Below are 19,947 nucleotides of genomic sequence, written 5' to 3' on the forward strand. Positions count from 1 at the left end.
TTGCGGTACTTGAAGGCTGCCCGACCAAGGGCGCACCCGCACGGCCGACCCCAACGGCCCGTTTGACGCGTTGAACGCGCTGAACGGGTCGTTTGGTGCGTTCAAGTAGCCAAACGGCCCGTTCAGGGCGTGGGCGTGAGGTGTGGCCAGAGCTAGGCGAAGTCGAGGGTGTGCCAGCGGTCGGGGTGCGCGGTGAACAGCACGAACACGCCCGCCGGGTTCGCGGTCTCGGCCTCGGCGAACTGGCGCGCGGCCTCCTCCGGCAGGTAGCGACTGGTGATCGCGAAGACCTCGTCGACCGACGGCGAGCGGTCGGCCCGCACCACAGTGCACTCGGCGGTGGCGTACTTGTACGGGAACTGAGGCTGCTGGACGCACAGGCTGAACTGCCCGGCGTGGTGCAGCAGAAGGGTTTTGCGCGACTTGCGGCCCTGCGTGTTGGTGAAGAACGTCAGCTCGCCGTCCTCCCGCAACGCGTACCAGACCGGGACGGTCAGCGGAGGGCGGCCGTCGTTCGAAGCGACGCTGAGCACGGCGATGTGTTGCTGCGCGAGGAAATCCGTGCGCTCGGAGTCGGTGAGCTGCCTGGGCACGGTGATCAGCTCCCGTACTCGTCGCGGTGGCGCATCCACTGCATGGTGGGCGTCTGCGGCCAGCCCTGCGGCGAGTCCTCCCACTCCTCCTGCCTGCCGTACGGGGTCAGGTCGAGCAGGTTGAGGTCGAGCCGCAGCCGGTCGACGCCGCGCCCGGAGGTGTAGTAGGTGCGGAAGATCTCCTCGCCCTCGCGCAGGAACACGCTCACCCCGAACATGCCGCCGAGGCCGAGATCGGCGTACAGGGAGTTGCCGAACGCCGAGTACCACGGGATCGTCCAGCCGAAGCGCTTGCGCACCAACGAGATCTGCTCCTGCGGTGCCGGGGACATCAGGGCGAGCGCGGTGTCGCGGGGGCTGAGGTGCGGGTGCCCGGAGAGGTTGTCGGTGAACGACGAGCAGCCGTCGCAGACGTGGTCGCTGCCCGGCTCCAGCATGAAGTGGTAGACGACGAGCTGGCGGCGGCCCTCGAAGAGCTCGGCGAAGTCGACGGCGGAACCGTCCGGCGCGGTGAACCGGTAGCCGGGGGCCAGGCGCACCATCGGCAGCCTCCGCCGTTCGGCGGCGAGCGCGTCGAGGGCGCGGGTGTGCTCCTTCTCCTTGACCAGCAGGGCGTCGCGGGCGGTCTGCCACTCCTGGGCGCTCACCACGGGCGGACGGTTCATCACTACCTCCGAGTTCCTTGAGGAGACTGACTGTAGCGCAGAACGTTCCTTGAGGGAACTATGGTGGTGTGGTGCAGAGGACGCGGTTCGGCGACATGGCGTGTTCGATCGCGCGCACCCTCGACGTGATCGGGGAGCCGTGGTCGCCGCTCATCCTGCGTGATGTCTACGTGGGCATGACCAGGTTCGAGCAGATGCAGCAGGACCTCGGCATCTCGCGCAAGGTGCTGACCGAGCGGCTGAAGTGGCTGGTCGAGCAGGAGGTCCTGGAGCGGCGCGAGTACTCCAGCCGGCCGCCGCGCTTCGAGTACGTGCTCACCGGGAAGGGCGCCGAGCTGTGCGACCTGCTCATGGTGATGGTGCGCTGGGGTGATCGCTGGACCGCGGGCGAGGCGGGGCCGCCGGTGCTCTACCGCCACCGCGCGTGCGGGCAGATCGCCCACGTCGAACCGTGCTGCTCGGCGTGCGGGGAGCCCATGCACGCCACCGACGTCGACGTGCTCCCCGGACCCGGCCTCAGCCGATAGCTTGGGGCGCATGGAGATCGAAGTCGGCGAGCTCACCTTCGACGTTGTCGCCTCCGGGCCGGAGTCCGGCGAGCCCGTGCTGCTGCTGCACGGATTCCCGCAGACCTCGCACAGCTGGCGCAGGGTCACCGCGCTGCTCACCGCGGCCGGACTGCGCACCTACGCGCCTGACCAGCGCGGGTACTCACCGCGAGCGCGCCCGTCGGAGGTCGAGGACTACAGGGTGTCGAACCTGGTCGGCGACGTCATCGGGATCGCCGACGCGCTCGGGCTGGAGTCCTTCCACCTGGTCGGCCACGACTGGGGCGCGGCGGTGGCGTGGGCGACGGCCATCGCGCACCCGGACCGCGTGCGCGCGCTGACCGCGGTGTCCGTGCCGCATCCCGCCGCCTTCGCCTGGGCCCGCGCGAACGACCCTGACCAGGCCGAACGCTCGCAGTACATCCAGCTGTTCCGCACGCCGGGCAAGGCGGAGGAGGTGCTGCTGGCCGACGACGCCGCGAGTCTGCGCCAGATCTTCGCGGCGGTGCTGCCCGCCGAGGAGAGCGAGGTCTACGTGCGCGCGATGACCGAGCCGGGCGCGCTCACCGCCGCGCTGAACTGGTACCGAGCCGCTGACAGCGCCGGTCGGGTCGTCGAGCCCGCGCGGGTGCCGACCACCTACGTCTGGAGCACCGCCGACGTCGCGCTGGGCGAGGCGGGTGCGCGCAAGTGCGCGGAGTTCGTCGACGCTCCCTACGAGCTGCGGGTGCTGGAGGGGATCAGTCACTGGATCCCGGACGAGGCTCCCGAAGCCGTCGCGCACGCGGTGCTGTCCCGAATCGCGGGAACGAGCGCGGACTGAGACGGAACTCTCGTTCCCTCCGATGTGCGTCGCTCTGACGAAGGACAAAACAGATTCGTTCGATACGCGTCCGGCTCTCACCGAAGGCCGGTGCGGGCGCAAGCGATTTCAAGTTGTTGGGGATAAAGGGTCTTGGGTGTGCGGCAAGCGAGCGCGCGCACTACAGCCGGGCGCATGTCCACCCGATCGGGCGGTATCGGTATTATCCCAGGTCGAGGGCCAGTTTTCACCCATTAGAGTTAGGGTATTGAAGTTCCTGGACGCCGTTCGCCGACCGGCATCGCGCGTCTGACGAACTGTTTACCGCGCGTTGATTCTTCTCCATCTTCGCCTTCTACGGTGATGGGTCCCTGCGGTATACCAAGTGCGATCGGTGCTGAGCGGAGGTTGAGATCATCGAAGTGCGCGTGCTCGGCCAGTTCGAGGTCCTGCGCGGCGGCGTCGCCATCACGCCGACCCCGCCGAAGATGCGTCAGGTCTTCGCCCTCCTCGCGGTCAACGCCAACAACGTCGTGCGGACCGAGTCCTTCATGGAGGAGCTCTGGGGACCTCGGCCGCCGTCCAAGGCGAACACCACGCTGCAGACCTACGTCTCGCACCTGCGCAAGATCCTCGCCAGCTCCGAGCGCTCGGAGCTGGCCGACTCCGTCCTGCGCACGCACCGCGTCGGCTACTCGCTGGAGCTGCCGTCGGAGTCGCTGGACGTCCAGCACTTCGCCGAGCTGGCCCAGCGCGGGCGCACCGAGCTGGAGAGCGGGATGTACGAGAACGCCGCCGACTCGCTGCGCTCGGCGCTGGCGGTGTGGCGCGGCTCCGCGCTCAGCGACGTCCAGCCGGGTCCGGTGCTCAAGACGCACATCGCCCGCCTCGAGGAGAGCCGCAGCAGCGTCACCGAGCAGCGCATGGAGGTCGATCTGCTGCTCGGGCGCCACCACCAGCTGATCGCCGAGCTGAGCACGCTGGTGCGGCAGTACCCGACGCACGAGGGCCTGCACGGCAAGCTCATGCTCGCGCTGCACCGCGCCGGTCGCCGCTCCGAGGCGCTGCGGGTGTTCCAGACGATCCGCTCCACCCTGGTCGCCAAGCTCGGCATCGAACCCGGCCCCGAGCTCCAGCGGCTGCACCGCTCGCTGCTCGCGGGCGGCACCGACCAGGCCGCCGAGTCCACGGCGAGCGGGCTCACCGTGGTCCGCGAGTCCGGGCGCGAGGCCGCGTGGGGCGAACCGCCCGCGCAGCTGCCGCCCGACCTGCCCGCCTTCATCGGCCGCTCCGACGAACTGGGCAAGGTCGAGGCGCTGATGCTGCGCCCGCCGTCCTCCGCGCCGCCGGTGGTGTCGGTGACCGGCCCGCCCGGCTCCGGCAAGTCGGCGTTCTGCACCCACGCCGCCAACCGGGTGCGGGCCCGCTTCCCGCAGGGCCAGCTCTACGCCGACCTCGCCACCACCGAACCCGCCGAGGTGCTCGCCGGGTTCCTGCGCGCGCTGCGCGGCCCGCACATCCCGCTGCCCGCGACGCTGGAGGAGCGCAGCCAGCTCTTCCGCAGCTGGACGGCCCAGCGCAAGATCCTCGTGGTGCTGGACAACGCCACCAGCGCGGCCCAGGTCGCGCCGCTGGTGCCGACCGGCCAGCGCTGCGCGGTGATCGTCAGCTGCCGCCGCAGGCTGCACTGGCGCAGCGTCGGGCTGATGCTCGACCTGCCACCGCTGAGCCCCGCGGAGAGCACCGACCTGCTCGCCTCGGTGATCGGCCAGGCCAGGGCGGGCCGCGACGACGCCGCCGCGGCCGCGCTGCTGCGGCTGTGCGGGGGCTCGCCGCTGGCGGTGCTGGCCGCCGCGACCCGGCTCGCGCTGCGCCCGCACTGGTCGGTGGCCCGCCTGGTCGAGCGCCTCGGCGCTGAGGACCAGCGGCTGCGCGAGCTGACCAGCGGCAAGCTCGACGTGCGGGCCAGTGTCGAAGCCAGCGTCGCCGAACTGGACGCCGACGCCCGCGCCGCGTTCCTCGCGCTCGCCCCGCACACCAGGGAACCGCTCCCGCTGGAGGACGCGGCGAAGCTGCTCAACCTCGACGAGTACCACGCGGAATCGGTGCTGGAGCGCCTGGTGGAGTTCCACCTCGCGATCCCGGAGACCGGCGGTGCCGCGGACTTCGCCGGGTGGTTCCGCTACCGGGTCCCGCCGCTGTTCCGGCTCACCGCGCAGGCGATGGCGGAGGCCGAGGCGGTCCCCGGGCTCAGGTGAGGCTCGGGCGGGTACCGCGCAGCAGGTAGCTGGTCAGCGCGCGGCCCTGCTCGCGCTCCTTCACCGGAGACGAGGGCATCGGCCAGCGCAGCTGTTCGTAGAGCGCGGCCCGGTGCAGGTCGTAGGTCGACTCGAACAGCGCCGCGAAGTGCGCCGCGCGCGCGGGCACCCAGAACCACGCGGTCACGACGAGCAGGCTGACACCGATCGGCAGCGCCCACCACGACCACCAGGTGAAGCCGCAGAACAACGCCGCCCACACCATCGTCGCGGCCGAGGAGTGCAGTGCCGCGCGGGCCGCCGCCAGCTCGTCGCGCGCGGCCTTCGGCAGCACCAGCCACAGCCTCGGCCACGTGATCACCGCGTCCAGGCCGTACTTCTCGTTGACCCGCGCCTGCGCCGCGCTGAGCAGGGTGCCCACGCGCGTCGGCTGGTGCTGGGCGACGTCCGCAGAGCACCGGCTGAGCCGCCGCTCCAGCTCCACGTGCTCAGCGCGCTCCTCGTCGGTGGCGAGGTCGGACCTCACCGCCGCAGTCAGCTCGCGCCACTTCAGCTCGTCCGCTTCCACGCGCGCGCTGATCTCCGCGGTTCGCTTGCGGGACAACTCCTTCAGCGGCCCCGGCCACGGCCCCTGGAGCACCCGCAACGCCAGCGGAGCCACCTGGTTCACCACCACCGCAGAGCCGACGAGGGCGCCGGCGAACAGGAAGGCGCCCGGCGCCGTCGTGAGCCACGCGGGCCCGCCGGGCACGAGCGCGAGCCCGCCGAACCAGAAGAGCACCGCGGGAGCTCCCGCGCGCACGAGCCGGTCGAGCAGCCTGCCGGAGGTGGCCTCCCAGAACGGCGTCATCGCGGGCTCCTCCCGTCGAACCGACTTCCGACGTCACCCGTCCGGGGCCGGAAGATCAGCGTGCGCCGCCGGAGGCCGCGTGACCGCGCTCGTTCCCATCTCGTAAGCCCTTTGGCCCCAACCGGTTGCCAGCGCAGGAGTGCCAGTGCTGGAGTGCCAGTGCTGGAGTGTCAGGGGTCGGATGCACCATGCGGGCATGGACAACGGATCGGTGGACATGGCGCCCGTCCCGGCGGAGCGCGACCTGATCGAGGACTGGATGCGCGTGCTGACCCTGCTCGGGGAAGCCCGTCCGGTCGAGGAGACCTTCGAGCTGATCGCGCGCGCGAACGGGCACGACGAGCCCTCGGGCAGCATTCGCGTGGTCCCGCCCTACACGCACGAGGACCTGATGCGCGTGATCTCCGCGCTGCGCTGGTCCCAGGCCACGCGCACGGCGGAGGCCAATGCGCACATGGTGGTCGACCTGATGCTGATCGACCGCGTGTCGGGCGCGACGGGGGAGACGCATTCGGAGGTGGTGCGCAAGCTCGCGGCGGAGGTGGCCGCGATGACCGCCTAGCGCCTGTCCCGCACGTGGCTGAGCGGAGCGTTCCGGTCTCGCCGGGGTTGGGCAGTCTTCAAGACCACCAAACCCTCCTGTTGATCATCGTTAACCGCCCCAAACCCCGCGCACCGTCAGGGTTTGCCGTCGTTGAAGACCGCTGGGGCGGGGGTTTGTGGGTCTTGAAGACTGGTGAACCCGGTGACGCGCGGGAGGTCGGCTAGCGGGGTGGGGCGGTGGAGGCGCGCACGACCAGCTCCGGCCGGATGAGCAGTGAGCGGCCGAGAACCGGTGCGCCGCCTTCGATTCCGGCGCGCAGGTGCTGGAAAGCCTCGGTGGCCATGCGCTCCAGCGGTTGGCGCACGGTGGTCAGTGCGGGCGCGCACAGCTCGGCGAGCAGGATGTCGTCGAAGCCCACGACCGACACGTCCTCGGCGACCTGGTGGCCGGTGTCGCGCACGCCCGCGCAGACGCCGAGCGCGCACATGTCGTTCATCGCCACGAGCGCGGTCGGCGGGTTCGGTGAGCTGAGCAGCTCGACGGTGCGGGCGCGGCCGAGTTCGGCGGCGTCCCGGTCGCCGTAGCTGGTGTCCGAAGTGGACAGTTCGACGTTGACGTCGGCCAGGTCCAGCCCGGCGTCGGTGATCGCGGAGAGGTAACCCCGGTAGCGCTCCTGCCGGTTCACCGCGCGCAGCGAACCGGAGACGTAGGCCAGCCGCCGGTGACCGAGGCTCAGCAGGTGCTGGGTGACCAGGTGCGTGCCGACGGCGTTGTCCACGCTGATGTTCACCAGCGCCTCGGGATCGCCGGGCTGGGCGGTGCGGTCGAAGGCGACCACCGTCAAACCGGCCTCCACCAACGGTTTCACGTGGTCCAGCGACGGCAGCGACGAGCACAGCACCACGCCCCGGATGCCGTCGTCCCAGAGCTGTTCCAGGTAGCGGCGCTCGCGCTCCGGCTCGCGCTCGCTGTTGCACAGCAGCACGTGGTAGTCCTCGGCGAGCGCGGCGCCTTCGAGGTGGCGGGCGAAGGTCCCCCAGAACGGGTTCGCGACCGAGGGGACGACGAGCCCGATCGCCTGGGTGCGGCCGGTGCGCAGCTGGCGGGCGGTGCGGTTGGGGCGGTAGCCGAGCTGTTCGATCGCCGCTTCGACCCGCTGCCGGGTCGCGGGCAGCATCCGCCCGGGCCTGCCGTTGAGCAGGTTGGACACCGTGCTCGGCGATACCCCCGCGGCGCGCGCGACTTGGTAAATCGTCACACTGCCGCCACTGCGCACTCCGGCACCCCTCCCTCTTACCTGCTCAGAAGGTACCAGTGGGCAAGTTTCTGACGTGGCCGTTGACGCGGCCCCACGTCGCCCCTAGCCTTCGGGCGCTCAGCAGTAAATCGATGCACAGCTCTTGGTCGACGGCTTGCCGGGCCGTCCCCTGACGAGAGAAGCGACCGATGAACCGTCTGATCCCCTTGTGCTGCGCGGTTTTCTCCGTGGCCGCGCTTGCCTCTGCGGCACCCGTGGCCGCGGCTGAGGAGTCCTGCGAGCACCCCGCCGACGTGCTCGACCTGAAGAACTGGAAGCAGACGCTGCCGACCGGCTCCGCAGGGAAGCCGAAGGAGGTCAAGCAGCCCGCGCTCGCCACGTTCAGCGCCGACCCCTGGTTCGTGCCGCTGCCGGATTGCAGCGGTGTTCGCTTCCGCGCGGCGGTGAACGGAGTGACGACGAGCGGGTCGAGCTATCCGCGGTCGGAGCTGCGCGAGATGACCAACGGTGGCAAGGACAACGCGAGCTGGTCGTCAGGGTCCGGGAAGCACGTTCTCGAGGTCGAGGCAGCGGTGACGCGCCTGCCGAACGACAAGCCCCACGTGGTGGCGGCGCAGATCCACGACGGCAGCGACGATGTGTCGGTGTTCCGGGTGGAGGGGAAGAAGGTCTACGTCACGAAGGGGGATGACGCGCACTTCCACCTCGTGACGAGTTCGTACGAGCTGGGACGGAAGTTCGTGGCTCGGTTCGAGGTGAGCGGCGGGCGGATCAAGGCCTTCTTCAACGGGACACTGGCGGTGTCGTTCGAGAAGAAGTTCTCCGGGGCGTATTTCAAGACCGGGGCGTACGTGCAGGCGAACTGTTCGAACTCCTCGCCCTGCGATGGGGAGAACTTCGGGGAGGTCCGGGTTTTTCGGGTCGGAGTGGCGCACTCCTAGGGAAAGTGCGCCACGTCCGCACCCGGCAGCACGCCGTCACCCTCACAGGCGCTTGTGGTTGGTGCACCTCGGGTCCTTGTCGGGGGTGTTGAAGATGAACTCGACGAGGAAGTCCGGGTGCTTGGTCTTCGTCGAGTCGCTCTCCAGCCTCAGCGAGTGCCACTTGTTGTCCGCGAGGGCCTTGTCGCCGCTCTTCGCCACCCGGTAGCGCAGCTCGGGCTGCTCGAGATCGGGGCGGTAGTGCACGAAGACGTCATTGCGCTCCGTCCGCCCCCCGTTCGGCTTCTTGATCTTGTACTGCACCTTGGTGATGTCTGCCAGTGGTGCGGTGCCACCGAACCCGTTAGGGCCTGACCTGCCGTAGATGGCAACCGATCCGGTGAAACCCGCCTTGCTGCAACTGATGGTGAGCTTCGGCCGGTCCGCCGCCTCCGCGACAACCCCGGAGAAGGCAGTGCCCAAGCCCGTGACCGCGACGACCGCGATCGCTCGACGAAGATTCATTCGCTGAGGCTCGCACGCGCAGCCGTTGCGGCGCAAAAGGTCCGGACTGGGCCGAATGATGAATCGCCTTGTGCGAAGGCAATTCGCGCTAGCCCTTGGCGTGCTTGCGCAGTGACTCCAGGGCCTGGTCGGCGTGCGCCTCGAAGCGGAGCTCGCTCTTGATCACGTCGAGGAGGACGCGGTCGGTGCCGATGACGAAGGTGTGGCGCTTCACCATCTTGATGATCCTGCGCTTCACGCCGAACTGGGCGGACACGGTTCCGTCCACATCGGACAGAAGCGGGTAGTCGAAGGTGTTCTGCGACGCGAACTCCTTCTGCTTGCTCACCGCGTCGCCGCTGATGCCGACGCGCTGCGCGCCCAGCTCGGCGAACTCGGCGCCGAGGTCGCGGAAGTGGCAGGCCTCGGCGGTGCAGCCGCCGGTCATGGCGGCGGGGTAGAAGAACAGCACGACAGGGCCGTCGGTGAGCAGCTCGCTCAACGTGCGGGGCTCGCCGTCCTGGTCGGGGAGCGTGAAGTCTGCGACGGTGTCACCGGGGCGCATTGTCAGCCTTTCTTGGGTGGCAGCGGGAAGAAACCGCTGGTGCGGGAAACATATTCGGCGTAGCCGGGGCGCTCGCGCATGGCCTTCTCGGTCAGCGGCGCACCGCTTCCCTTGGCCAGCAACAGGATCATCGCCACCGGCGACAACACCGTCGCGGCGCCGATCCAGTGCTCGCAGGCCATCAGGTACAGGCCGGCCCACACGCACGCGTCACCGAAGTAGTTGGGGTGCCTGGTGTAGCGCCACAAACCCGTGTTGAGCACCGGTGGACGGTCGGGGGTGGCCTTGTAGCGGGCGAGCTGGTGGTCACCGACGGTCTCGAAGACGAAGCCGAGCAGCCACACCGCCGCGCCGAGCCATCCCAGCCAGCCGACCTCGGGGACCCAGTACTGCGCCGCCTGCACGGGCAGCGACACGAACCACATGATCACGGCTTGGAGCATGTACACGCGGTAGAACGAGTTGCCCTTGATCTTGGTGTAGCGGGGGTCCTCACCGCGACCGTGGTTGCGGGAGTGGATGTGCCACGCCAGGCGGACGCCCCACACGACGGTGAGCGCGGCGCTGAGCGGGTGGCCGCCGCCGGAGAGCGCGTAGCTCGTCACGGCGATCACGGCGAAGCCCAAGCCCCAGAGCGTGTCGATGGTGTCGAGGCGACCTCGGCGGCGCGCGATCACGTAGGTGATCACGAAGAGCACGATGGAGAGGGCGCCGGTGATCGCCAGGTTGGCGGTGAAGGTCATCTCAGATCACCGCGGGGCGCGTGGCGAGGATCTGGTTGACACCCATGCGGTTCTCGGCGAACGCCAGCGATCCGCCCGCCATGTACAGCCGCCACACGCGCGCCTGCCCTTCGCCGACGAGCCGCACGAGCTCGGCCCAGCGCTTCTCGATGGTCTCGGCCCACACGTCCACGGTTCGAACGTAGTGCTCGCGCATCGCCTCGACACCCCGGACCTCGAAACCGGCGCGCTCGATCAGGTTCACCGTGCTGCCGACGGGGCTCATCGTCATGTCGGGGGCAACGTAGCCCTCGATGAACGCGCCGCCGCCGGGAGCGACCTTGCCGCGCGACATCTGCTGGATCAGCACGCGCCCGCCGGGCTTGACCGCGCGGTGCAGCGCCGAGGTGTAGATCGGGTAGTTGCCCGCGCCGACGTGCTCGCCCATCTCGATCGACGACACCGCGTCGTAGGGACCATCGGACAGCTCGCGGTAGTCCTGCAAGCGCACGGTGACCTTGTCGGTGAGGTCGCGCTCCTTGATCCGGTTCTCGATGAAATCGCGCTGCTGCGCGGAAAGCGTGATGCCGGTCGCGTGCACGCCGTAGTGCTCGGCCGCGTGCAGGATCATCGAGCCCCACCCGCACCCGACGTCCAGCAGGTGCATCCCCGGCTTCAGCTCCAGCTTGCGGCACACGAGATCGAGCTTGTCCCGCTGCGCGTCGGTGAGCGTGTAGCCGGGGTCGTCGCTGGTCCAGTAGCCCGACGAGTACGCCATGTGCGGGTCGAGGACCTTCTCGTAGAACTCGTTGCTCAGGTCGTAGTGGTGGGCGATGGCCGCCCGGTCCCGCAACCGGGTGTGCAGCCGCCCGCGCAGCCTGGCCTCCTCCGGCGGAGCCTTCGGGCGCGGACCGATCACGCCGAGCCGCACGGCCGCCTTGACCAGCTCCACGCGATCGGCGGCGCTCACCCGGGGCCGCTGCTTCCTGGCGAGCGCCCAGAACCGCCGGAGCCCCTCGGCGAGGTCACCCTCGACGTCAAGATCTCCGGAGACGTAGGCCCTGGCCAGCCCCAGCTCGTTCGGGTCCCACAGCAGCCTGCGCAGCGCCCTGCGGTTGCGGACCACGGCGACCGGGCCCTCCGACGGCCCCGCCGTGCTGCCGTCCCAGGCCCGCAGACCCACCGGCAGACCGGCTCCGAGCACCCGTTCGACCAGCTCAGCCAGCGTCTGAGCCACACCATGCTGCTGGGACACGCCGCACACCCCGCTTCCGAAGCTTTCCCGGTCTTCGTCGCGCGCGGGCGCCCGGATTGGTGGATCACCCGAAAGACCAAACCGGAGCGCCACCCGCCCCGAATGACCGGTGTGCGCACACCCGACTTGACGATCATGGACGCCGACGCGGAGGTCGAGACCGTTGTCGTCGTCCTCCACGGCGGCAAGGTCCGCAGCCGGGAGCCGGTTCTGCGGCGCAACCTCAGCTACCGGCGGATGATCCCGATCGCCCGGTCGCTGCACCGCGCGGGCCGGGACCACGGCGCCGCCGTCTGGCTGGTGCGCTTCCGCGAGCGCGGCTGGAACGAGCCGGAACTGCCCGCCGTCGCGGACGCGCGCTGGGCGATCGCGGAGGCCCGCCGCAACCACCCCGGCGCGGCGATCGTGCTGGTCGGGCACTCGATGGGCGGGCGGACCGCGCTGCGCGTGGCCGACGAGAGCGGCGTGCGGGCGGTCTGCGCGCTCGCGCCGTGGATCGAGCCCGGCGAACCGGTCGGTCACCTCGTCCGCTCCGGGCGGGAGGTGCTGGTCGTGCACGGGACCGCCGACCGCTGGACGAGCCCGGCGCAGTCCGCGAGTTACGTCGAGCGGCTGCGTTCCCTGGGCGTCCGCGCCGTGCACGTCGCACTACCGGGCGCCGGGCACTTCATGCTCCGGCGGATCGCCGACTGGACCGCCGCCGCCCGCACGTTCGTCATGAAGATCACCGAGGAGAAGCGCGATGCGTGATCGTGTTGCTGTCATCGGCAGCGGAGTCGCTGGGCTGACCGCCGCCTACCTGTTGCAACGGCGCTACGACGTGGTGATGTTCGAGCGGGACGAGCGCGTCGGCGGCCACGCGCACACCCACGACGTGCCCGCGCCCGACGGCGGGATGGTCGCGGTGGACAGCGGATTCATCGTGCACAACCAGCGCACCTACCCGAACCTGTTGCGGCTCTTCGGAGAACTCGGGGTGTCCACACAGGACTCCGAGATGTCGATGAGCGTGCGCTGCGAGGGCTGCGGCCTGGAGTACGCGGGCGCCAAGCAGATCAGCGGCCTGTTCGCGCAGCCAGGGAACCTCGTCAAGCCCGCGTACCTGCGGATGCTGGCCGAGGTCACGCGCTTCCACAAGCACGCCCGCCGCGTCCTCGCCGAGCCGGACGCCGGAGACGTCACGCTCGGCGCGTTCCTGGCGATCGGTGGCTACTCCTCCTACTTCGTCGACCACTTCGTGCTGCCCGTGGTCTCCGCCGTCTGGTCGTCCTCGCGCGAGGTCAGCAAGCAGTACCCGGCGCGCTACCTCTTCGAGTTCCTCCGCAACCACGGCATGCTCTCCGTCGGTGGTTCTCCGCAGTGGAAAACGGTCACCGGCGGCTCAAGGTCCTATGTGGAGCGTGCGGTCAAGGGGCTCACCGCCGTGCACGTCTCGACTCCGATCCGCGCCGTGCACCGCGACACCGACGGCGTGGACATCCGCGACGACGCCGACGAGCTGCACCGCGTCGACCGCGTGGTGATCGCGACCCACCCCGACCAGGCGCTGCGGTTGCTCGGCGATGCGACCGAGGCGGAAAGCGCTGTGCTGGGCGCTTTCCAGTACTCCCGCAACGAGACCTGGCTGCACAAGGACGTTTCACTGCTGCCGCGCGCGGAGGGTGCGAGGGCGTCGTGGAACTACCTCAAGCCCGCGTGCCGGTCGGACTCCAACGAGGTCGTGGTCAGCTACCACATGAACCGCCTCATGCGCCTGTCCGAGCCGGAGGACTACGTCGTCACGCTCAACGCCTCCACCCGCATCGCGGAGGAGTCGGTGATCGCGAAGATGGTGTACGAGCACCCGATCTACACGCCGGAGTCCGTTGCCGCGCAGGCGGAACTCCCGTCCTTGGCGACCGGTCGGACGGCATTCGCCGGCGCCTACCACGGGTGGGGCTTCCACGAGGACGGCTGCGCGTCCGGGGTGCGGGCGGCGGAGGCGTTCGGAGTTGGTTGGACATGATCTACGACGCCGTCGTCACGCACACGCGCCTCGACCAGATCCGGCGGCGGTTCTCCCACCGCGTCCAGATGTCGCTGGTCGACCTCGCCGCGCTGCCGAAGGGATTCGAGGCGCGCGACCACCTCGGCGACCCGGACCGGTCGATCCGCGAGAACCTCGACGCGTGGCTGGCCTCGCAGGGCGTCGACCTCCGGGGTGGGCGAGTGCTGTTGCTCGCCAACGCGCGCGTGCTCGGCTTCGTCTTCAACCCGCTGTCGGTGTTCTGGTGCCACACCCCCGACGGTGAGCTGGAGTGCATCGTCGCCGAGGTCCACAACACCTACGGCGAAAGGCACTGCTACCTGCTGCGCCCTGATCCGGCGGGGCGCGCACAGGCCGACAAGGAGTTCTACGTCTCGCCGTTCTACACCGTCGAGGGCCGCTACCACATGAAGTTCAGCAGGCCCGGCGAGCGGCTGGACATCAGCATTTCTCTGCGGCAGAACGACGAGGTCGTGTTCGTCGCGACGCTGCGCGGGCAGCGGGCGTCCGCGCCCAAGCGTGTGCTCATGCTCTCGCACCGCGTGTTCGCCCTGATCTTCCGGCACGGGATCGCCTTGTGGCTCAGAAGAATCCCGGTCGTCCCCCGCAAGCCGCACACCGTTCAGGAGGGTGTCCAGTGACCGTGCTCCGTGCCAGGATCGCCGAAAGTCTTTTCAGGAACGCCGTTCGGGCGCTGCCGGTGCGCGTCACGCTCCCCGGCGGTGTGCGCTGGGGAGCCGGTGGCTCGAACTCGCCGGTCATGCGGATCGTGCGGCCCGACGAGTTCTTCCGCAAGCTCGGCGCCGACGCCAAGATCGGCTTCGGCGAGTCCTACATGGCCGGGGACTGGAACAGCGGCCACCTCGCCGACGTGCTGACCCCGTTCGCGAAGCGGATGGCCACGCTGATCCCCAAGCCGTTGCAGGTCTTCCGGCACATGGTCGAGCGCCGCCAGCCCAGCGACGAGCGCAACACCGTCGACGGTGCGCGGAACAACATCCACCGCCACTACGACCTGTCCAACGACCTCTTCGCGAACTTCCTCGACGAGACGATGACCTACTCTGCGGCCTGGTTCGCACCCGGCGTCACCGATCTCGCCGAGGCGCAGCGCCGCAAGATCGACGGCATCCTGGACTACGCGGGCGTGCGGGCGGGAACGAGGCTGCTGGAGATCGGGACCGGCTGGGGCGAGCTGGCGATCCGCGCGGCGCGCAGGGGAGCGCACGTCACCTCGCTGACCATCTCCGCCGAGCAGAAAGCGTTGGCGGACAAGCGAATCGCCCAGGCCGGGGTCTCGCACCTCGCCAAGGTCGAGCTGAAGGACTACCGCGACGCCACCGGGACCTACGACGCGATCGCCTCGGTGGAGATGATCGAGGCGGTCGGCCGCGAGTACTGGCCGACGTACTTCGGCGCGCTGGAGCGGCTGCTGGTGCCCGGTGGGCGGGTCGGGCTCCAGGCGATCACCATGCCGCACGACCGGCTGCTGGCCACCAGCGAGTCCTACACCTGGATCCACAAGTACGTCTTCCCCGGCGGGCAGCTGCTGTCGGTGCCCGCGATCGAGAGCAACAGCCGCCTCCCGATCGTGGCGCGCCGCTCGCTCGGCCAGGACTACGCGCGCACGCTGAAGCACTGGCACCAGCGCTTCACCGCCAACTGGGACACCATCGCCGAGTTCGGGTTCGACGCCCAGTTCAAGCGGATGTGGGAGTTCTACCTCGGCTACTGCGAGGCCGGCTTCCGCTCCGGCTACCTCGACGTGTGGCAGCTCGGATTCGAGAAGGCCCGATGAGCCCCCGCGTCTGGATCACCGGCGCCTCCAGCGGGATCGGTGCCGCGCTCGCCGAAGAACTGCACGCGCGCGGTGCCCGGGTCGCGATCAGCGCCCGCCGCACCGACCAGCTGGCCAAGGTCTCCGCGGGCCGCATGCTCGTGCAGCCCGTCGACGTGATGGACCGCATCGCCGTGCTCACCGCCGCGGAGAAGGTCGTCGACGCCTTCGGCGGCATCGACGTCGCCGTGCTCAACGCGGGCGCGTGGGACCGGTTCGACGTGCTGAACTGGGACCCGGACTCGTTCCGGAACCAGTTCGAGGTCAACGTGTTCGGGATGTCCTACGGCATCGAGGCCGTGCTGCCGTCGATGCTGGAGCGCGGCCGGGGCACGATCGTCGGCGTCGCGTCGGTCGCGGGCTATCGCGGCATGCCGGGCGGGGAGGCCTACAGCGCGACCAAGGCCGCGCAGATCAACCTGCTGGAGTCGTTGCGAGGAGGCTTGCGGCACAAGGGAATTCGCGTGCAGACCGTCTGTCCGGGGTTCGTCAGGACGCCGATGACCGCGCGCAACACCTTCCCCATGCCGTTCATGGTCGAGCCAGGCTACGCCGCCCGCAAGATCGCCGACGGCATCGTGTCCGGCAAGCCGGAGATCGTCTTCCCCCGGCGGATGGCGGTGCTGATGAAGGCGGCGAGGCTGGTGCCCGTCGGCCTGTGGTCCCGCTTCGCGGGCCGCCGCCGCTGATTCGTTCGCGGCGCACCGGGTAGCCCGAGGTGATGGGCGAGGTTCTGGTGGGAACGGCGGGGTGGACCGATCGGGGGTTGACCGAGACCGGGTGGTACCCGGCGGGAGTGCGCGACGCGGAGCGGCTGACCAGCTACGCGTCGCGCTTCCCGCTGGTGGAGGTCAACACCTCCTACTACGCCATCCCCGCGCCGGAGGTGGCGCGGGGATGGGTGGACCGCACGCCGGAGGACTTCACCTTCAACGTCAAGGCCTTCGCCGCGTTGACCAAGCACACCGTGCGCTCCTCCTTCCTGCCACCCGATCTGCGCACCGGTGCTGAGCGCGTCCGCCTCAGCGACCTCGCCCCAGCGCGCGCCGAGGAGCTGTGGGAACGGTTTCTCCTTGCGGTGGAACCGATCCACGCCGCCGGGAAGCTCGGTCTGATCCTGTTCCAGTTCCCGCCGTGGTTCCGGCCGGGGGAGTCCGCGCGGCAGTTCCTGGTGGAGTGCAAGAACCGCTGCGCGCCGCTGCGGATCTGCGTCGAGCTGCGCCACTCCACGTGGCTGGACCACGTCAACGGCCCAGCCACGCTCGCTTTCCTGTGCCAGCACGACATCCCGTACGTGTCGGTCGACATGCCACAGGGTTACGAGGACTCCGTGCCGCCCCTGCTCGTCGCGACCTCCGACATCGCCGTGCTCCGCATGCACGGTCACAGTCCACAGTGGACGAGCAAGGACATCGAGCAGCGCTTCCGCTACTCCTACTCCCCGGGTGAGCTGGCCGGGTGGGCCCGTCGCCTGCGTGAGCTCGACGAGCCCGCGCACGTGGTCTTCAACAACTGCTTCCGCGACGAGGGCCATCGCAACGCGCAGTTCTTGCAGGATCTGCTGAGAGATCGCTAGCCACCCCCTGCTCCCAAGGGCACCCGGGGTTTGCCGTCGTTGAAGACCGGCAAACCGGACGCAGCCTAGGAGCGGGTGTCGCGGCGCAGGGGGTGATCGGCGGGGATCTCCACCAGCACGATGCGCACGCCGTCCGGATCGCGGATCCAGCCCTCGTGCAGCCCCCACGGCTCGATCTTCGGCTCGCGCAGGACCTCGACGCCGCGCGAGCGGAGCACCTCGAACTCCGCCCGCACGTCGCGCACCTGCATGTACAGCGAAGTGCTTCCCGGAGCTGAGCCGTCGCCGCCGTGCGCGGCCACCTCCAGCAGGCCCTGGCCGAGGAAGAACACGGTGCCACCGGGGAACTCGCGGAACACGGCGAGGCCGAGCACGTCGCGGTAGAAGGCGCGCGAGCGCTCCGGGTCGCGCGGGCGCAACAGCACCCTGCTGCTCAAGATCTCCATGCATCCACGGTGGCAGCCGAACGGCCCCACCGCATCAGGTGATGACGTGAACCTGATCGGGTTGGCAGGCTCGCCGGTGTGACTGGCATCGACGAAGACCGCATCGCACTGGCCGCCGCGCTCACCCGGGAGGAGGTGGACGAGGTCCTCGCCGAGCTGGACGAGCGGATCGAGGTCCTGCGCGCGGCGCAGCAGCGGACCGAGTCCCACTACCGCGAGGCGGTGCGGGCGCACCGCAGGGCCAAGGTGCCGAGGTCGGGGCTGGACGTGGCGCACCCGCTCGCGGTGATCAGCACGGAGACGATGTTCCTCGCCGAGCAGCACGACACCTCCACCAAGGAGTCCTACCGCAAGGTCGCGGCGTGGTTCGCCGACATCGCGGTGCTGGCGATGGAGGAGGCGGTGCACGGCACCCCGGTGGAACCGGCCAGGGTGGTCGCGGTGATCAACCCGGGCCTGCTCTCCAGACCGCAGCTGCTGGAGGTCGTCAACCGCCACCGGCCGGGCCTCGCCGAGGACTACCTGCTGGAGCCCGACGACGCCCGGCACGCGTTGTGGGGCAGCGAGTGGAACGACTTCTGGCTCTGCCGCCTCCCCGACATGTCCACGTTGGACAGACTGCCGGAGTTGTCCGAGGAGGTCTTCGAGGACGTGCGCGCCGCGCTCAAGCAGGTGCTGCTCGCGGTGCAGTCAGGGCAGACCGCGTTCGAACTGGAGGACTCGGGCCGCCAGCTGACCGTCGACGAGCTCGCCGAGGCGTGCGCGCTCAACGGCGACCTGCACCGCATGCCCGACCTGCTCAGCGAGTTCGCGAGGGTGATCAGGCGCGGCCTTCCTGCTCTTCGCTCGGCGGTGTGAGCTTGGCGAACGCGCGCAGCGCGCTCGGGCTGACCTTGGACAGCGCGAGCGCGACCCTGGCCTCCGCGGTGACCGGGACCAGCGGCGCGTTGCGCAGCACCCCGCGCAGGATCTGGGCGGCCACGCGCTCCGGCGGGTAGTTGCGCACCTGGTATCCCTGCGCGGCGCGCTCGCGGAACGCCGCCTGCTCGGCCTCGCTCGCCCCGACGAAGGTCGTGGTCGCGGCGATGTTGGTGTTGACGAGCCCCGGACAGATCGCGCTGACGCCGATGCCGTTCTGCGCCAGCTCGGCGCGCAGGCACTCGCTGAGCATCAGCACAGCGGACTTCGTCGTTGCGTAGGCGGGCAGGACCTGCGTCGGCGTGTAAGCCGCCGCCGACGCGACGTTGACGATGTGCCCGCCCTCCGCGCGCTCGGCCATCGCAGCGCCGAAGAGGCGGCAGCCGTGGATCACGCCCCACAGGTTGACGTCGAGCACGCGCTTCCACTGCTCCGTCGAGGTGTCCAGGAACGGCCCGGCCACACCGATCCCGGCGTTGTTGACCACGATGTCGGGAATGCCGTGGTCGGCGAGCACGATGTCGGCGAAGCGCCGCATGGCCGCCTCGTCGGAGACGTCGACCTGGTACGCGGCCCCGGAACCCATGCGCCGCACGGTGTCCTTCGCGGCCACCTCGTTGATGTCGCAGGCGATCACCTCGGCGCCCTGCGCGGCGAAGGCCTCCGCCGTGGCCCTCCCGATGCCGCTGCCCGCGCCGGTGATGACGATCAGCTTGTCCTGGAAGGGTTTCCGGCCCTCCGCGACGCGGTGCTGGCGCAGCGCGCGCGTGCTCGTCCCGGTCTCGACGTGCTCGACGAACTCCTCGACCATGCGCGCCACCGCTTCAGGGTGGCTCAGCGGAGCCCAGTGCCCTGCGGCGAGCGGGCGTCGCCACAGCTCCGGCACCCAGCGCTCCAGGTCCTCGGCGAGCACGGGGGTGACGTAGCGGTCGTGCAGCGGAGTGATCGCCTGCACCGGCACGGTCGTCCGCCGCTCACGGGGATTCTTCAAGCGCGGCACCATGTTCGCGCGGTACAGCTCCATGCCGAGCACACCGTCCTTGGCGAGCACGCGGGTCGGGCGGTCAAACTTGATCTTCTCCGTGCGCCAGAGCAGCCGCGCCCAGTTCCGCGCGATCACGGTGCGCCACAACAGGGCGGGCAGCACGGGGATGTGGAAGAACAGGATGTACAGGGAGTGCAACTGCTGGGAGATGAGCTGCCGCAGTCCTCGCGGGCTCGGGCGGCGCAGCCTGCTCCGCGTCCAGTGGCCGACGTGGTCGAGACACGGCCCGGAAATCGTTGTGTACGAAGCGATCCGGTGCCGCGCGGCGGGATCGGTGACGGCCTCCCACGCCTGGATCGAGCCCCAGTCGTGTCCGACCACGTGCACCGGCCGGTCCGGGCTCACGGCGTCCGCGACGGCGAGCAGGTCCTCGCCGAGGTGTTCGAGGCGGTAGCCGGAGCGCTCCTTCGGCCCAGCTGATGTGCCGGTGCCGCGCGTGTCGTAGGTGACGACGTGGAACTTCCCGCGCAGGCGCTGCGCGACGCGGTCCCACACGTGATGATCGTCGGGGTAACCGTGCACCAGCAGCACTGTCGGCCGATCGGGAGCTCCGCTCTCGTACACCGCGAGTCGTGCCGAGCCGGACCGGACTGAGCGCATGTCGTCTCCCGACCA

At 69.9% G+C, this 19,947-nt stretch carries 22 protein-coding genes; 12 read left to right on the forward strand and 10 right to left on the reverse strand.

What is annotated here, in order from left to right; translation table 11 throughout:
• Positions 1-152: 152 nt before the first annotated feature.
• Positions 153-593 (reverse strand): pyridoxamine 5'-phosphate oxidase family protein, encoded by a 441-nt coding sequence (locus tag ABD798_RS14025; protein WP_344874659.1) that lies wholly within the window; start codon positions 591-593, stop codon positions 153-155.
• A 5-nt stretch (positions 594-598) separates the two neighbouring features.
• Positions 599-1,258: a DUF899 domain-containing protein gene (locus ABD798_RS14030; RefSeq protein WP_344874661.1), complete on the reverse strand. Its 660-nt coding sequence runs from the start codon at positions 1,256-1,258 to the stop codon at positions 599-601.
• A 71-nt stretch (positions 1,259-1,329) separates the two neighbouring features.
• Between ABD798_RS14030 and ABD798_RS14035 the strand changes: the two genes are divergently transcribed.
• The 3 genes from ABD798_RS14035 (at position 1,330) to ABD798_RS14045 (ending at position 4,866) form a co-directional block, all read left to right on the forward strand.
• Positions 1,330-1,785 (forward strand): winged helix-turn-helix transcriptional regulator, encoded by a 456-nt coding sequence (locus ABD798_RS14035; protein ID WP_344874663.1) that lies wholly within the window; start codon positions 1,330-1,332, stop codon positions 1,783-1,785.
• A 10-nt stretch (positions 1,786-1,795) separates the two neighbouring features.
• Positions 1,796-2,629, forward strand: coding sequence for an alpha/beta fold hydrolase (locus ABD798_RS14040; RefSeq protein WP_344874665.1), 834 nt, complete (start codon positions 1,796-1,798; stop codon positions 2,627-2,629).
• A 401-nt stretch (positions 2,630-3,030) separates the two neighbouring features.
• Positions 3,031-4,866, forward strand: coding sequence for an AfsR/SARP family transcriptional regulator (locus ABD798_RS14045; RefSeq protein ID WP_344874667.1), 1,836 nt, complete (start codon positions 3,031-3,033; stop codon positions 4,864-4,866).
• On the opposite strand, the gene ABD798_RS14050 is transcribed toward ABD798_RS14045, so the two are convergent.
• Positions 4,859-5,716: a hypothetical protein gene (locus ABD798_RS14050; protein WP_344874669.1), complete on the reverse strand. Its 858-nt coding sequence runs from the start codon at positions 5,714-5,716 to the stop codon at positions 4,859-4,861. The genes ABD798_RS14045 and ABD798_RS14050 overlap by 8 nt on opposite strands.
• Before the next feature lie 196 nt (positions 5,717-5,912).
• Between ABD798_RS14050 and ABD798_RS14055 the strand changes: the two genes are divergently transcribed.
• Complete coding sequence (locus ABD798_RS14055) at positions 5,913-6,278, forward strand: hypothetical protein (protein ID WP_344874671.1); 366 nt, start codon at positions 5,913-5,915, stop codon at positions 6,276-6,278.
• A 202-nt stretch (positions 6,279-6,480) separates the two neighbouring features.
• Here ABD798_RS14055 and ABD798_RS14060 read toward each other — a convergent pair whose 3' ends face one another.
• Positions 6,481-7,518 carry a LacI family DNA-binding transcriptional regulator gene (locus ABD798_RS14060; RefSeq protein WP_344874673.1) on the reverse strand — a complete coding sequence of 346 codons (1,038 nt, stop codon included), beginning with the start codon at positions 7,516-7,518 and terminating at the stop codon, positions 6,481-6,483.
• 188 nt (positions 7,519-7,706) lie between these two features.
• On the opposite strand from ABD798_RS14060, the gene ABD798_RS14065 reads away from it, so the two are divergent.
• Entirely contained in the window at positions 7,707-8,459 is a 753-nt protein-coding gene (locus ABD798_RS14065) for a polysaccharide lyase family 7 protein (RefSeq protein ID WP_344874675.1), read from the forward strand.
• Between the two features lie 42 nt (positions 8,460-8,501).
• On the opposite strand, the gene ABD798_RS14070 is transcribed toward ABD798_RS14065, so the two are convergent.
• The 4 genes from ABD798_RS14070 to ABD798_RS14085 all read right to left on the reverse strand — a co-directional run bounded on the left by ABD798_RS14070 (position 8,502) and on the right by ABD798_RS14085 (position 11,484).
• A complete protein-coding gene (locus ABD798_RS14070) occupies positions 8,502-8,963 on the reverse strand; it encodes a hypothetical protein (protein WP_344874678.1) in 462 nt (153 codons plus the stop codon).
• Between the two features lie 88 nt (positions 8,964-9,051).
• Positions 9,052-9,507, reverse strand: coding sequence for a peroxiredoxin (locus ABD798_RS14075; protein WP_344874680.1), 456 nt, complete (start codon positions 9,505-9,507; stop codon positions 9,052-9,054).
• Positions 9,508-9,509: 2 nt separating this feature from the next.
• Entirely contained in the window at positions 9,510-10,250 is a 741-nt protein-coding gene (locus ABD798_RS14080; protein WP_344874682.1) for a DUF1295 domain-containing protein, read from the reverse strand.
• A gap of 1 nt (position 10,251) precedes the next feature.
• Complete coding sequence (locus ABD798_RS14085; RefSeq protein WP_344874684.1) at positions 10,252-11,484, reverse strand: class I SAM-dependent methyltransferase; 1,233 nt, start codon at positions 11,482-11,484, stop codon at positions 10,252-10,254.
• A gap of 111 nt (positions 11,485-11,595) precedes the next feature.
• Between ABD798_RS14085 and ABD798_RS14090 the strand changes: the two genes are divergently transcribed.
• The 6 genes from ABD798_RS14090 to ABD798_RS14115 are packed head-to-tail and all read left to right on the forward strand — an operon-like array spanning position 11,596 to position 16,923.
• A complete protein-coding gene (locus ABD798_RS14090) occupies positions 11,596-12,234 on the forward strand; it encodes an alpha/beta hydrolase (RefSeq protein ID WP_344874686.1) in 639 nt (212 codons plus the stop codon).
• Positions 12,227-13,489 carry an NAD(P)/FAD-dependent oxidoreductase gene (locus tag ABD798_RS14095; protein WP_344874688.1) on the forward strand — a complete coding sequence of 421 codons (1,263 nt, stop codon included), beginning with the start codon at positions 12,227-12,229 and terminating at the stop codon, positions 13,487-13,489. The genes ABD798_RS14090 and ABD798_RS14095 overlap by 8 nt, the downstream gene beginning before the upstream one ends.
• Positions 13,486-14,151, forward strand: coding sequence for a DUF1365 domain-containing protein (locus ABD798_RS14100; RefSeq protein ID WP_344874690.1), 666 nt, complete (start codon positions 13,486-13,488; stop codon positions 14,149-14,151). Before ABD798_RS14095 ends, ABD798_RS14100 begins: the two co-directional genes overlap by 4 nt.
• The gene (locus ABD798_RS14105; RefSeq protein ID WP_425549219.1) at positions 14,088-15,308 is read left to right on the forward strand and encodes a class I SAM-dependent methyltransferase; all 1,221 of its coding nucleotides are present in this window, start codon (positions 14,088-14,090) and stop codon (positions 15,306-15,308) included. The genes ABD798_RS14100 and ABD798_RS14105 overlap by 64 nt, the downstream gene beginning before the upstream one ends.
• Positions 15,305-16,036, forward strand: coding sequence for an SDR family NAD(P)-dependent oxidoreductase (locus tag ABD798_RS14110; protein WP_344874694.1), 732 nt, complete (start codon positions 15,305-15,307; stop codon positions 16,034-16,036). The genes ABD798_RS14105 and ABD798_RS14110 overlap by 4 nt, the downstream gene beginning before the upstream one ends.
• A 32-nt stretch (positions 16,037-16,068) precedes the next feature.
• On the forward strand, positions 16,069-16,923 hold the full coding sequence (locus ABD798_RS14115; RefSeq protein WP_344874696.1) for a DUF72 domain-containing protein: 855 nt from the start codon (positions 16,069-16,071) through the stop codon (positions 16,921-16,923).
• A gap of 65 nt (positions 16,924-16,988) precedes the next feature.
• On the opposite strand, the gene ABD798_RS14120 is transcribed toward ABD798_RS14115, so the two are convergent.
• Positions 16,989-17,369 (reverse strand): VOC family protein, encoded by a 381-nt coding sequence (locus ABD798_RS14120; protein WP_344874698.1) that lies wholly within the window; start codon positions 17,367-17,369, stop codon positions 16,989-16,991.
• Between the two features lie 78 nt (positions 17,370-17,447).
• On the opposite strand from ABD798_RS14120, the gene ABD798_RS14125 reads away from it, so the two are divergent.
• Positions 17,448-18,227, forward strand: a complete 780-nt coding sequence (locus ABD798_RS14125; RefSeq protein ID WP_344874700.1) for a hypothetical protein — start codon at positions 17,448-17,450, stop codon at positions 18,225-18,227.
• Here ABD798_RS14125 and ABD798_RS14130 read toward each other — a convergent pair.
• Positions 18,190-19,932, reverse strand: coding sequence for an SDR family oxidoreductase (locus ABD798_RS14130; protein WP_344874702.1), 1,743 nt, complete (start codon positions 19,930-19,932; stop codon positions 18,190-18,192). The two genes, ABD798_RS14125 and ABD798_RS14130, sit on opposite strands and share 38 nt — an antisense overlap.
• Between the last annotated feature and the right edge of the window lie 15 nt (positions 19,933-19,947).

It is taken from the genome of Allokutzneria multivorans (genome assembly GCF_039537405.1).
In the GTDB taxonomy this organism is placed as follows: domain Bacteria; phylum Actinomycetota; class Actinomycetes; order Mycobacteriales; family Pseudonocardiaceae; genus Allokutzneria; species Allokutzneria multivorans.